The sequence below is a fragment of the Paracoccus sp. TOH genome, from assembly GCF_030388245.1.
Classification (GTDB): domain Bacteria; phylum Pseudomonadota; class Alphaproteobacteria; order Rhodobacterales; family Rhodobacteraceae; genus Paracoccus; species Paracoccus simplex.
Map to the genome: position 1 here is coordinate 1,297,575 of NZ_CP098360.1, position 12,722 is coordinate 1,310,296.

Consider the following 12,722-nt stretch of genomic DNA (forward strand, 5'->3'; position numbering starts at 1 on the left):
GAAGGGAGAAAGACCATGACCAAAACCATCCGCCTGGCGCTGCTGGCCAGCACCTTGCTGGGCAGCGCCGCCTGGGCCCAGGACGTCACGCTGACCATCGAAAGCTGGCGCAACGACGACCTTGCCATCTGGCAGGAAAAGATCATCCCGGCCTTCGAGGCGGCCAATCCCGGCATCAAGATCAATTTCGCGCCCTCGGCGCCGCCGGAATACAACGCGGTGCTGAATTCCAAGCTGGATGCCGGCTCGGCCGGCGACCTGATCACCTGCCGGCCCTTCGACGCCTCGCTGGAGCTGTTCAAGAAGGGCAAGCTGGCCGATCTGAGCGACCTGGCGGCGATGGCGAATTTCTCGGACGTGGCGAAATCGGCCTGGCAGACCGATGACGGCAAGCAGACCTTCTGCGTGCCGATGGCCTCGGTGATCCACGGCTTCATCTACAACAAGACCGCCTTCGAGGAACTGGGCCTGACCCCGCCGAAGACCGAGGCCGAGTTCTTCGCCCTGCTCGACAAGATCAAGCAGGACGGCACCTATATCCCGATGGCCATGGGCACCGCCGACCAGTGGGAAGCCGCGACCATGGGCTACCAGAACATCGGCCCGAACTACTGGCAGGGCGAGGCGGGCCGCAAGGCGCTGATGGAGGGCACGCAGAAGCTGACGGATGAGCCCTGGGTCGCGCCCTTCCGCCAGCTGGCGAAATGGAAGGATTACCTGGGCGACGGGTTCGAGGCCCAGACCTATCCCGACAGCCAGAACCTGTTCACGCTGGGCCGCGCCGCGATCTACCCGGCCGGATCCTGGGAGATCGGCGTGTTCGGGCCGCAGATCGGCGGCGCCTTCGAGATGGGCGCCTTCCCGCCGCCGGTCCCGGCCGAGGGCGACAAATGCTATATCAGCGACCATACCGACATCGCGCTGGGCATGAACGCCGCGACCAAGCATCCCGAGGAGACGCGGAAATTCCTGGAATGGGTGGGCTCGTCGGAATTCGCCGCGCTCTACGCCAATGCGCTGCCGGGCTTCTTCTCGCTGAACGCGGCCCCGGTCGAGATGGAGGACCCGCTGGCGAAGGAATTCGTGTCCTGGCGCCAGACCTGCGAGCCGACCATCCGCTCGACCTATCAGATCCTGTCGCGCGGCACGCCGAACCTGGAGAACGAGACCTGGACCGCCTCGGCCAATGTCATCACCGGCGCCGAGACGCCCGAGGCCGCGGCCGAGCGGCTGCAGCAGGGCCTGGCGAGCTGGTACGCGCCGCAGCAGAAGTGACGGCTTGCCGGGCCTGACGGCCCGAGGCGAAATCTGGGCCGGGCCTGATGGCCCGGCGGCGGCGGGGGGCTTTCCGCCCCCCGCACCCCCCGAGGGTATTTTTCAACAGAGAAGGAGGGCGTCATGGCGCAGCGGAAAGCGTTTCGCTGGCATATCGCGGTGTTTCTTGCGCCCGCGGTGCTGGTCTATACCGCCATCATGATCGTGCCGCTGTTCGGGACGCTGAACCTGTCGCTGTTCAACACCGGCGAGGAGGGACGGGTCTTCGTCGGGCTGCGGAACTTCGCCACGCTGTTCGGCGATCCGCGCTGGTCGGCGAGCTTCTGGAACGCGCTGGGCAACAACGCCTGGTTCTTCCTGGTGCACATGCTGGTGCAGAACCCGGTCGGCGTGGCGCTGGCGGCGCTGCTGTCCTCGCCGCGGCTGCGCGGCGCGGCCTTCTATCGCACCGCGATCTTCATCCCGACCATCCTGAGCTTCGTCATCGTCGGCTTCGTCTGGAAGCTGATCCTGTCGCCGATCTGGGGCATCGCGCCCGGCATGCTGGACGCCGTCGGGCTGAAATCGCTGTTCGCGCCCTGGCTGGGCCGCGAGGGCACGGCGCTGACCACGCTGGCGCTGATCTCGGTCTGGCAATTCGTCGGCATCCCGATGATGCTGATCTATGCCGCGCTGCTGTCGATCCCCGACGAGGTGATCGAGGCGGCCGAGATCGACGGCGTCACCGGCTGGTCGCAGTTCTGGAAGATCAAGCTGCCCTTGATCCTGCCCTCGATCGGCATCATCTCGATCCTGACCTTCGTCGGCAATTTCAACGCTTTCGACCTGATCTACGTGACGCAGGGCGCCTTGGCCGGGCCGAATTTCTCGACCGACATCCTGGGGACGTTCCTGTACCGCACCTTCTTCGGCTTCCAGCTGCAGATCGGCGATCCGCATATGGGCGCGACCATCGCCACCGCCATGTTCGGCATCATCCTGCTGGGCGTCGGCTTCTACCTGTTCGCCATCCAGCGCCGGCTGCGCCGCTATCAGTTCTGAGGGGAAAGCCATGAGCCAAGCCCGCCATTCCACCGCCCGCAGCCTGGCCGCCCATGCCGTGCTGATCCTCTATACGGTGATCGCGCTGTTCCCGGTCTTCGTCGTGGTCGTGAACAGCTTCAAGAACCGCCGGGCGATCTTTGCCGATCCGCTCTCGGTGCCGGGGCCGGAGAGCTTCGACCTGATCGGCTATCGCACGGTGCTGGCGCAGGGGGATTTCGTCCTGTATTTCCAGAACTCGCTGATCGTGACCGTGGCGAGCCTGTTCTTCGTCCTGCTGTTCGGCGCCATGGCGGCCTTCGCGCTGTCGGAATACCGCTTTCGCGGCAACATGCTGATGGGGCTTTACCTGGCCTTGGGGATCATGATCCCGATCCGGCTGGGCACCGTCGCCATCCTGCAGATGATGGTGGCGTCGGGGCTGGTCAACACGCTGACGGCGCTGGTGCTGGTCTATACCGCGCAAGGCTTGCCGCTGGCGGTGTTCATCCTGTCCGAATTCATGCGCGGCGTCTCGGACGACCTGAAGAACGCCGGCCGCATCGACGGGCTGTCGGAATACACCATCTTCTTCCGGCTGGTGCTGCCCCTGGTGCGGCCGGCCATGGCCACCGTCGCCGTCTTCACCATGATCCCGATCTGGAACGACCTGTGGTTCCCGCTGATCCTGGCGCCCAGCGAGGCGACCAAGACCATCACCCTGGGCAGCCAGGTGTTCATCGGCCAGTTCGTCACCAACTGGAACGCGGTGCTGGCGGCGCTGAGCCTCGCCATCCTGCCGGTGCTGGTGCTCTACCTGGTGTTCTCGCGCCAGTTGATCCGCGGCATCACCGCCGGCGCCGTCAAATGATCCGTCCCGCAGCAAGGAGACCCCGATGGGAGCCCTGACCCTTACCCAAGTCACCAAGTCCTTCGGCGCCACCCAGGTCATCAAGGGCGTGGACCTGGCGGTCGAGGATGGCGAGTTCTGCGTCTTCGTCGGCCCCTCGGGTTGCGGCAAGTCCACGCTCTTGCGCATGATCGCCGGGCTGGAGGACGTGACCTCGGGCGACGTGGCCATCGACGGCGGGCGCGTGAACGACCTGGCCCCGGCCCGGCGCGAGATCGCCATGGTGTTCCAGAGCTATGCGCTTTACCCGCATCTGACCGTGCGCGACAATATGGGGCTGGCGCTGAAACAGGCCGGAACGCCCCGCGCGCAGATCGAGGCGGCGACCGGGAAGGCGGCCGAGATGCTGGCGCTGGCGCATCTGCTGGATCGGCGCCCGGCCGAACTGTCGGGCGGCCAGCGCCAGCGCGTCGCCATCGGCCGCGCCATCGTGCGGCGCCCGAAGCTGTTCCTGTTCGACGAGCCGCTGTCGAACCTCGATGCCGCGCTGCGCGTGCAGACCCGGATCGAGATCGCCCGGCTGCATCGCGAGCTGGGCGCGACGATGATCTATGTCACCCATGACCAGGTCGAGGCGATGACGCTGGCCGACAAGATCGTCGTGCTGCGCGGCGGCGTGGTCGAGCAGGTCGGCCGGCCGATGGACCTGTACAACGACCCCGACAACACCTTCGTCGCCGGCTTCATCGGCAGCCCGCAGATGAATTTCCTGGATGCCGGCAAGCTGGGCCTGCGCTCGGCCAGTCTGGGCATCCGTCCCGAGCATCTGACGCCCGGCGGCGGGCAGATCAGCGGCCGCGTCAGCCATGTCGAGAAGCTGGGCGGCGAGACGCTGGTCTATCTGTCCTCACAGGACCACGGCCTGTTGACCGTGCGGCTGTTCGGCGAACAGGATTATGCCGTGGACGAGGTGATGGGGCTGGGTTTCGAGCCGAACCGCGCCTTCCATTTCGACGCCCAGGGCAGGCGGCTGCGCTGACGCCTTTTGTCGCAGCGCGCTTGCGCGCCGGCCGGGCCGCTCCTACTGTTTTTTCCAGGCAGGCAAGGGGAGGGGGCGGCCGGTGCGGCTTGCTGTGCTCAGCGACATCCATGCCAATCGCGAGGCCTTCGCCGCCGTGCTCGAGGATGCGCGGGCCCGCGGCGCGACCGGCTTCGCCATCCTGGGCGATATCGTCGGCTATGGGCCGGACCCGGAATGGTGCGTGGACCGCGCCATGCGGCTGGTGGCCGAGGGCGCGCTTTGCCTGCGGGGCAATCACGACAGCGCCATCGACGCGGCCGAAAGCCTGAACGCGCAGGCCCGCGCGGTGATCGACTGGACGCGGCCGCGGCTGTCGGACGCGCAGCGCGGCTTCCTGGCCGCCCTGCCGCTGACCGAGCGGCGGGGCGAGGTGCTGCTGGTCCATGCCGGGGCGCAGGCGCCGCGGGACTGGGTCTATGTCACCGGCCCCGGCTCGGCCGCGCCCAGCTTTCGCGCCTGCGACGCCCGGCTGATCCTGTGCGGCCATGTGCATGTGCCGCAGCTTTACAGCTGCGACCTGCGCGGCACGGTGCGCGACCATCCGCCCCGCATCGGCGAGGGTTTTCCGCTGCTCGGCTCGCGGCGCTGGCTGGCGGTGCTGGGCGCGGTCGGCCAGCCGCGCGACGGCGTGCCGCAGGCCGGCTATGCGCTGCTGGATACCGACCGCAACGAGCTGACCCTGCGCCGGGTGGCCTATGACGCGGCGGCGGTGGCCGCGCGGCTGCGCGCCGAGGGCCTGCCCGAGGCGCTGGCGCAGCGCCTGCTGGAGGGACGCTGATGCGGCCGGCCGAGGGGATGCGGATCGACGGCTTCACCCTGGGCCCGCGCCTGCACAAGGGCGGTTTCGCCACCATCTGGCCGGTCACGCATCCCGACCACGCCCTGCCGATGGTGATGAAGGTGCCGACCATCCTGGACGGGTTCGACGGCCCGACCATCGTCGGCTTCGAGGTCGAGCAGATGATCCTGCCGCGGCTCTCGGGCCCGCATGTGCCGCGGGTGATCGCCAGCGGCGGCTTCGACCCGATGCCCTATCTGGTGACCGAGGCCATTCCCGGCACCAGCCTGCAGCCGCTGTTCAACACCGCGCCGCTGGCCCTGGACCGGGCGCTGGACCTGGCGCGGCGCATGGCGGCGGCGGTGCACGACCTGCACCGCCAGCAGGTGATCCACCTGGACCTGAAGCCCGGCAACATGATGACCCGGCCGGACGGCACCATCGTCTGCATCGATTTCGGCCTGGCGCATAGCGACCTGCTGCCCGACCTGCTGGCCGAGGAATTCGCCAGCCCGATGGGCAGCTTCCCCTATATCGCGCCCGAGCAGATCCTCGGCCGGCGCGACGACCTGCGCAGCGATGTCTTCGCGCTGGGGGCGATGCTCTACCAGCTCGTCACCGGGCGGCTGCCCTTCGGCGACCCGCCGGGGCTGCGCGGCGCCCGCCGGCGGCTGTGGCGCGACCCCTTGCCGCCGCGCGCCATCGACCCGACCATCCCGCCCTGGCTGCAAGAGGTGATCCTGCGCGCCCTGGCCGTCGACCCGGCCGAGCGCACCGCCTCGGCCGCGCAGCTGCTGTTCGATCTGGAACAGCCCGAGAAGGTGGCGCTGACCGCCCGCGCCACCCGCATGACCCGCGACGGCTTCTGGGCGGTCTGGCGCCGGCGGCGCCGGATGGGCCGGCTGCGCAGCTTCGCCCGCCCGCCCGGCGGCACCGCGGCGCAGATCATGGAATCGCCGGTGCTGATCGCCGCCGTGGACCTGGCCCCGGACATGGAGCGGCTGTCCGAGCGCATCCTGAACGGCATGCGCGACCTGCTGTCGGTGCGGCCGCAGGCGCGGGTGGCCTGCGTCAACGTCATCCGCACCCATCGCATCGGCATCGACACCGGCACCGATGACGAGGGGCGGCACCTGCATGTCAGCCGGCTGGTGGCGCTGCAGGCCTGGGGCCAACGCCTGGGCCTGCCCGAGGACCGCGTAACCTTCACCGTGCTCGAGGGCACCGACCCGGCCGGCGAGATCCTGGACCATGCCCGGCGCATCATGGCCGACCATATCATGATGGGGGCGCGGGCCAGTTCCTCGACCCGGCGCTATCTCGGCTCGGTCTCGTCGCGGGTGGTGGCCGAGGCGCCCTGCGACGTGACCGTGCTGCGCCTGCCGCAGCCCGGCGGCTAGATCACCAGCACCCCGGAATGCTTGGCCTTGTGCTCGGGCTCGACATGGATGGTGATCAGCGCCCCGGGCAGCTTCTGCTTCAGCGCCCGCTCGACGCGGTCGCAGATGTCATGCGCGGCATCGACCGTGGTCTGGCCGTCCACCACCAGATGGAAGTCGATGAAGGTGCGCGGCCCGGCATGGCGGGTGCGCAGGTCATGCGCCTCGATGGCGCCGGTGGCGGCGTCCGAGATGGTGGCGCGGATATCCTCCAGCGTCTCCTCGGCCACCGCCTCGTCCATCAGCCCGGAAAGCGAGCTGGTCATGACCTTCCAGCCCGACCACAGGATGTTCAGCGCCACCAGCGCCGCCAGCGCCGGGTCGAGCACCGCCCAGCCGGTCAGCACCGCCAGCGCCACGCCCGCCGCCACCCCGGCCGAGGAGATCACGTCCGACAGCAGGTGATGCCCGTCCGCGACCAGCGCCGGCGAGCGCAGCCGGCGGCCGCGGCCGATCAGCACCCAGCACCACAGCCCGTTCAGCACGCTGGCCAGGCCGTTCACCAACAGCCCCTGCCAAGGCGCATCCAGCATGCGCGGGTTCTGGAAGCCGTGCCAGGCCTCGCGCAGGATCAGCAGCGCGGCGACGATGATCATCACCCCCTCCAGCACGGCGCTGAAGAACTCGGCCTTGTGGTGGCCATAGGGATGGTCCTTGTCGGCGGGCTTGGCGGCAACGCGGATGGCGATCAGCGCCGCCACCGCCGTCGCCACGTTCACCGTGCTTTCCAGCGCGTCCGAAAGCAGCGCGACCGAGCCGGTCAGCCACCAGGCCAGCGCCTTCAGCGCCAGCACCACCAGGCCGACGACGATGCTGCCAAAGGCGATCTTCTCGGTGGCGGACATGCCGATTCCCCTTCTGGTCCCGCGCCGGGGGTTCTCTAACGCCCCATGCCGGTCCCGCCAACCGCCTTTCCGGCCTCAGACGCCCAGCCGCGCCAGCCCCGCCAGCACCGCCGCCGTCACGGTCCCGAAGATCAGCGAGGCCAGCAGCCAGTTCTGCCAGAACGGCCGGTGCGGGCCGATCGGGTCGGTCTGCGGATCCTTCTTCAGCCGGCCCTCGGCAAAGCGCGCGCGGCGCTTCTCGAAGGTGGTCCGCGCCATCCGGGTCTTGAACATCAGCGCGAAGGCCGGCCCGGCGAACAGCGTCACCAGCAGCACGAAAACCGCGGCCATGCCGCCGGTCATTGCGCCAGCGCCTTGAATTCCAGCGTGACGCCATTCGCCGTCAGCAAGAAGCCGCCGTCGTCGCCCAGCGGCTTTTCCTCGGCGCAGAGCGGCTCTGCGGCATCGGTCGGCTGCACGCATAGCTTGCCGTCCTTGCGCCACCATTTGCCCTCGGCGACCGGCTTGGGGTTGTTGTCCTCCATGTCGACGAAGGTGCCGTCCTCCTTGAAGATCGTGCGGTTCTGGCTGCCGTCGACGGTCACCACCGAATAGATGCCGGGCGTCATCGGGCCTTCGCCCCGTTCGTCGCGGCAACCGGCCAGCCCGGCCAGGGCCAGCAGCGGGGCAAAGATCAGCAAGGATTTTCTGGTCATGAAACGCGTCCTGAAAGCAGCAAGGAACGTGTCCTGTGGTCCCATGCGGAAACCTTCGGCGCAAGCCCCGCGCCCGTCATCCGGCAAGCCCCGGCCTGCCAGCCCGCGGCCATCCGGCGCAAGGGCAGGGCCGCGGCCGGGCCCGGCCGCAGCCGCGCCCGACAGGCAAAGGGCCCCCGCGGGGGCCCTTTTCGGATCACTGGGCGGGGATCGCCGCCAGATCCTCGACATCCGCGATGGGATGCTTCAGATGCGGCAGCATCTCCTTGGGGCAGACCTGCAGGAAGTTCAGCTTTTCCTCCTCCCAGTTCTGCAGCATCTCCTCGGCCCGGCGCGAGCGGGTCTCGCGCGCGTGGCGTTCGACCAGCCCTTTCAGCTGCTCCTCCCAATGCGGCTGCGTGACCGGGCACAGCACCAGCGTCTCGGCATTGATATAGTCGCGCGCCAGCCCCTCGGGGTCGTAAAGATAGGCCATGCCCCCGGTCATGCCGGCGCCGAAATTCGCGCCGATGCGGCCCAGGATCACCGCGACGCCGCCGGTCATGTATTCGCAGCCGTTGCTGCCGCAGCCCTCGATCACCACCTTGGCGCCCGAGTTCCGGACCGCGAAGCGCTCGCCCGCCCGGCCGGCCGCGAACAGGTGGCCGTCGGTCGCGCCATACAGCACGGTGTTGCCGATGATGGTGTTGTCGGCCGCGACCAGCGGGCTGGCCATCGGCGGCCGCACCACGATGGTGCCGCCCGAGAGCCCCTTGCCGACATAGTCGTTGGCATCGCCCGAGACCTCGATCTTCAGCCCCGGCGCGGCAAAGGCGCCCAGCGACTGCCCGGCGCTGCCGGTCAGCCGCACCGTCAGGTGGTCGGGCTGCAGGCTGTTGCGCATCCCGAAGGTCTGCACGATCATCGAGCTGGTCCGGGTGCCGACCGTGCGCTGGGTGTTCCGCACCGCATAGCTCAGCTGCATCTTCTCGCCGTCCGAGAAGAAGCGGCTGGCGTCGCGGATGATCTCGGCATCCAGCGTGTCCGGCACCGCGTTGCGCGGCTTGCTGCGGTCGTAGACGATCTTCTCGCTGCCATCGACGGTGATCAGCAGCGGGTTCAGGTCCAGATCGTCCAGCGACTTGTCGCCCCGGCTGACCTGGGTCAGCAGGTCGGCGCGGCCGATGATCTCGTCCAGCGAGCGCGCGCCGATGCTGGCCAGGATCTCCCGCACTTCGGTGGCGTAGAAGGTGATCAGGTTCACCACCTTGTCGGCCGAGCCGGTGAACATCGCCCGCAGTTTCTCATCCTGGGTGCAGACGCCCACCGGGCAGGTGTTCGACTGGCATTGCCGCACCATGATGCAGCCCATGGCGATCAGCGCCGCGGTGCCGATGCCGTATTCCTCGGCCCCCATCATCGCCGCCATGACCACGTCGCGCCCGGTGCGCAGGCCGCCGTCGGTGCGCAGCGTCACCCGGTCGCGCAGCCGGTTCATCGCCAGCACCTGATGCGCCTCGGTCAGCCCCATCTCCCAGGGCAGGCCGGCGAACTTGATCGAGGTCGCCGGGCTCGCCCCGGTGCCGCCATTGTGCCCCGAGATCAGGATCACGTCGGCCTTGGCCTTGGCCACGCCCGCGGCGATGGTGCCGACGCCGCTGGACGCCACCAGCTTCACGGTGATCTTGGCGCGCGGGTTGATCTGCTTCAGGTCATAGATCAGCTGCGCCAGATCCTCGATCGAATAGATGTCGTGGTGCGGCGGCGGCGAAATCAGCGTCACGCCCTTGGTCGAATGCCGCAGCCGCGCGATCAGGTCGGTGACCTTCATGCCCGGAAGCTGGCCGCCCTCGCCGGGTTTCGCACCCTGCGCGACCTTGATCTCCAGCTCCTCGCAGGCGTTCAGGTATTCCGCGGTGACGCCGAACCGGCCCGAGGCGACCTGCTTGATCTTGGCGCAGGGGTTGTCGCCGTTCGGCAGCGGGTGGCTGTGCGCCGGATCCTCGCCGCCCTCGCCGCTGTCGGATTTCGCGCCGATGCGGTTCATGGCGATGTTCAGCGTCATATGCGCCTCGGGCGACAGCGCCCCCAGCGACATGCCCGGCGTCACGAAGCGCTTGCGGATCGAGGTGATCGATTCCACCTCCTCCAGCGGCACCGGCTTGCCCAGCGGCTTGATGTCCAGAAGGTCGCGCAGGTGGATCGGCGGATTGGCCCGCATGGTGGTGGTGAACTGTTTCCAGACGTCATAGCTGGCCTTGTCGCAAGCCACCTGCAACAGCTTCATGGTGTTGGCTTCCCAGGCGTGTTTCTCGCCCGAGCGGCGCGCCTTGTAGAAGCCGCCCACCGGCAGCAGGTCGGTCACCGGGCTGTGGAAGCCCTTGGCGTGGATATCCTCCAGCTTGGCCTGCAAGCCGTGCAGACCGATGCCGGAAATCCGCGACTGCATGCCGGGGAAATATTCCGCCACCATGGCGCGCGACAGCCCCACCGCCTCGAAGTTCAGCCCGCCGCGATAGGAGCTGAGCACCGAGATCCCCATCTTGGCCATGATCTTCAGCAGCCCGGCGTCGATGGCGTCGCGATAGTTGCGCATGTTCTCGATCAGCGAGCCCGAGAGCAGCCCGCGCTCGATCCGCTCGGCGATGGTGTCCTGCGCCAGATAGGGGTTCACCGTGGTCGCGCCGCAGCCGATCAGCACCGCGAAATAATGCGGGTCGATGCATTCCGCCGAACGCACGTTGAGCGAGCAGAAGGTGCGCAGCCCCTTGCGCGTCAGCCCGGAATGGATGGCGCTGGTCGCCAGGATCATCGGCAGGCCGATGCGGTCGGGGCCGATCTTCTCGTCGGTCAGCACCAGATGGCCGGCGCCGGAACGCACGGCATCCTCGGCCTCGGCGCGGATGCGGGCCAGCGCCTCGGCCATGGCCTCGGGGCCGGCGCCATCGTCGAAGGTGCAGTCGATCTGCGTCACCGCCTCGCCGAACATCTTCATCATCTCGGCGAATTCGCCATTGGCGACGAAAGGGCTTTCCAGCAGCAGGATCTCGGTCTGCGCGCTGGATTCGTCCAGCACGTTCTTGAGGTTGCCGAAACGGGTCTTCAGGCTCATCACCCGCGTCTCGCGCAGGCTGTCGATGGGCGGGTTGGTCACCTGGCTGAAGTTCTGCCGGAAGAAATGCGACAGCGGCCGATATTGCCCCGACAGCACGGCCGGCGGGGTGTCGTCGCCCATCGAGGCCAGGGCCTCCTTGCCGTCCTCGGCCATCGGCGCCAGCATGGTCTCGATTTCCTCGACCGTGTAGCCGGCGGCGATCTGGCGGCGGCGCAGGGCCTCGCCGGTAAAGACCAGCTCCTCGGGCAGGTCGCGCATCACTTCCGAAAGCTGCACCACCTTCTCGATCCACTCGCCGAAGGGCTGGGCCGAGGCCAGATGGTCCTTGATCTCGCGGTCGTGGTAGAGCTTGCCCTCGGCCATGTCGACGGCGATCATCTGGCCCGGACCCAGCGCGCCCTTTTCGCGCACCGTGGTCTCGTTCACCGGCACCATGCCGGCTTCCGAGCCGGCGATCAGCAGGTTGTCGCCGGTCACCACAAAGCGCAGCGGCCGCAGCCCGTTGCGGTCCAGGCCGCCGCAGACCCAGCGGCCGTCGGTCATCGCCAGCGCCGCCGGCCCGTCCCAGGGCTCCATCACCGCGTTGCAATAGGCATACATGTCGGCCCAGGCCTGCGGCATGTCGGTGGTGGCCTTGGACCAGGCTTCCGGCACCAGCATGGTCTTGGTCATCGGCGCCGAGCGGCCGGAACGCACCATGACCTCGAACACCGCGTCCAGCGCCGCCGAATCGGACGAGCCGCCGGGGATGATCGGCTTGATGTCCTCGGCCATCTCGCCGAAGGCGCGGCTGGCCATGCGGATCTCGTGGCTGCGCATCCAGTTGGTGTTGCCCTTCAGCGTGTTGATCTCGCCGTTATGGGCCAGCATGCGGAAGGGCTGCGCCAGCCACCATTGCGGGAAGGTGTTGGTGGAATAGCGCTGGTGATAGATGGCGAAGGCCGATTCAAACCGCTCGTCTTTCAGGTCGGGATAGAACTCGGCCACCTGCTCGGCCAGCATCATGCCCTTGTAGATGATCGACCGGCAGGACAGCGTGCACAGGTAAAGGCTGCTGATCTGCGCCGCCAGCGCCGCCTTCTCGATGCGGCGGCGGATGATGTAAAGCTCGCGCTCGAACTGCTCCTGGTCGATGTCCTTTTCGCAGCGGATCAGGATCTGCTCGATCTCGGGGCGGGTGGCATTGGCCTTCTCGCCCAGCACGCTGGTGTTCACCGGCACATGCCGCCAGCCATAGATGTAATGGCCCATGCGCAGCACTTCGGACTCGACGATGGTCCGGCAGGCCTCCTGCTGGGCGAAATTGGTGCGCGGCAGGAAGCACTGGCCGACGGCGATCAGCTTCTTCTGGTCCGGCTCGTGCCCGGTGCGGCGCACCTGGTCGTAGAAGAAGGGCACCGGGATCTGCACATGGATGCCGGCGCCGTCGCCGGTCTTGCCGTCCGCATCCACCGCGCCGCGATGCCAGATCGCCTTCAGGGCGTTGATGCCGGCCTCGACCACCTTGCGGCTGGCCTTGCCGTCCAGGTTCACCACCAGGCCGACGCCGCAGGACGAATGCTCGTCCTCGGCACGGTAGAGCGAATGTTCCGCCATCCAGTCGCGGCGGGCCTGCTCCTGCTGTTCCCAGCTCATCCGTTCGCAG

10 protein-coding genes are annotated in these 12,722 nt (G+C 68.1%); 6 read left to right on the forward strand and 4 right to left on the reverse strand.

All coding sequences use genetic code 11. From position 1 onward, the window contains the following. Positions 1–15 precede the first annotated feature (15 nt). The 6 genes from NBE95_RS06440 (at position 16) to NBE95_RS06465 (ending at position 6,404) form a co-directional block, all read left to right on the forward strand. A complete protein-coding gene (locus tag NBE95_RS06440) occupies positions 16–1,275 on the forward strand; it encodes an ABC transporter substrate-binding protein (RefSeq protein ID WP_289893085.1) in 1,260 nt (419 codons plus the stop codon). 123 nt (positions 1,276–1,398) lie between these two features. Continuing rightward, positions 1,399–2,316 carry a sugar ABC transporter permease gene (locus NBE95_RS06445; protein ID WP_289893086.1) on the forward strand — a complete coding sequence of 306 codons (918 nt, stop codon included), beginning with the start codon at positions 1,399–1,401 and terminating at the stop codon, positions 2,314–2,316. Positions 2,317–2,326: 10 nt separating this feature from the next. Beyond that, positions 2,327–3,166, forward strand: a complete 840-nt coding sequence (locus NBE95_RS06450; RefSeq protein WP_289893087.1) for a carbohydrate ABC transporter permease — start codon at positions 2,327–2,329, stop codon at positions 3,164–3,166. Positions 3,167–3,191: 25 nt separating this feature from the next. Continuing rightward, on the forward strand, positions 3,192–4,184 hold the full coding sequence (gene ugpC / locus NBE95_RS06455) for a sn-glycerol-3-phosphate ABC transporter ATP-binding protein UgpC (protein ID WP_289893088.1): 993 nt from the start codon (positions 3,192–3,194) through the stop codon (positions 4,182–4,184). An 82-nt stretch (positions 4,185–4,266) separates the two neighbouring features. Further along, positions 4,267–5,004 (forward strand): metallophosphoesterase family protein, encoded by a 738-nt coding sequence (locus tag NBE95_RS06460; protein WP_289893089.1) that lies wholly within the window; start codon positions 4,267–4,269, stop codon positions 5,002–5,004. Beyond that, entirely contained in the window at positions 5,004–6,404 is a 1,401-nt protein-coding gene (locus NBE95_RS06465; protein ID WP_289893090.1) for a bifunctional serine/threonine-protein kinase/universal stress protein, read from the forward strand. The genes NBE95_RS06460 and NBE95_RS06465 overlap by 1 nt, the downstream gene beginning before the upstream one ends. On the opposite strand, the gene NBE95_RS06470 is transcribed toward NBE95_RS06465, so the two are convergent. The 4 genes from NBE95_RS06470 to gltB all read right to left on the reverse strand — a co-directional run bounded on the left by NBE95_RS06470 (position 6,401) and on the right by gltB (position 12,712). Then, entirely contained in the window at positions 6,401–7,288 is an 888-nt protein-coding gene (locus NBE95_RS06470; RefSeq protein WP_289893091.1) for a cation diffusion facilitator family transporter, read from the reverse strand. The genes NBE95_RS06465 and NBE95_RS06470 overlap by 4 nt on opposite strands. 75 nt (positions 7,289–7,363) lie before the next feature. Continuing rightward, positions 7,364–7,630, reverse strand: coding sequence for a hypothetical protein (locus NBE95_RS06475; protein WP_289893092.1), 267 nt, complete (start codon positions 7,628–7,630; stop codon positions 7,364–7,366). Further along, the gene (locus tag NBE95_RS06480; RefSeq protein ID WP_289893093.1) at positions 7,627–7,983 is read right to left on the reverse strand and encodes a hypothetical protein; all 357 of its coding nucleotides are present in this window, start codon (positions 7,981–7,983) and stop codon (positions 7,627–7,629) included. The genes NBE95_RS06475 and NBE95_RS06480 overlap by 4 nt, the downstream gene beginning before the upstream one ends. 196 nt (positions 7,984–8,179) lie before the next feature. Then, entirely contained in the window at positions 8,180–12,712 is a 4,533-nt protein-coding gene (gene gltB, locus NBE95_RS06485; protein WP_289894849.1) for a glutamate synthase large subunit, read from the reverse strand. Positions 12,713–12,722 lie beyond the last annotated feature (10 nt).

Coding starts and splice junctions, on each gene's coding strand:
- NBE95_RS06440 (WP_289893085.1), top strand. CDS start 16: ATGACCAAAACCATCCGCCTGGCGCTGCTGGCCAGCACCTTGCTGGGC.
- NBE95_RS06445 (WP_289893086.1), top strand. CDS start 1,399: ATGGCGCAGCGGAAAGCGTTTCGCTGGCATATCGCGGTGTTTCTTGCG.
- NBE95_RS06450 (WP_289893087.1), top strand. CDS start 2,327: ATGAGCCAAGCCCGCCATTCCACCGCCCGCAGCCTGGCCGCCCATGCC.
- ugpC (WP_289893088.1), top strand. CDS start 3,192: ATGGGAGCCCTGACCCTTACCCAAGTCACCAAGTCCTTCGGCGCCACC.
- NBE95_RS06465 (WP_289893090.1), top strand. CDS start 5,004: ATGCGGCCGGCCGAGGGGATGCGGATCGACGGCTTCACCCTGGGCCCG.
- NBE95_RS06470 (WP_289893091.1), bottom strand. CDS start 7,288: ATGTCCGCCACCGAGAAGATCGCCTTTGGCAGCATCGTCGTCGGCCTG.
- NBE95_RS06475 (WP_289893092.1), bottom strand. CDS start 7,630: ATGACCGGCGGCATGGCCGCGGTTTTCGTGCTGCTGGTGACGCTGTTC.
- NBE95_RS06480 (WP_289893093.1), bottom strand. CDS start 7,983: ATGACCAGAAAATCCTTGCTGATCTTTGCCCCGCTGCTGGCCCTGGCC.
- gltB (WP_289894849.1), bottom strand. CDS start 12,712: ATGAGCTGGGAACAGCAGGAGCAGGCCCGCCGCGACTGGATGGCGGAA.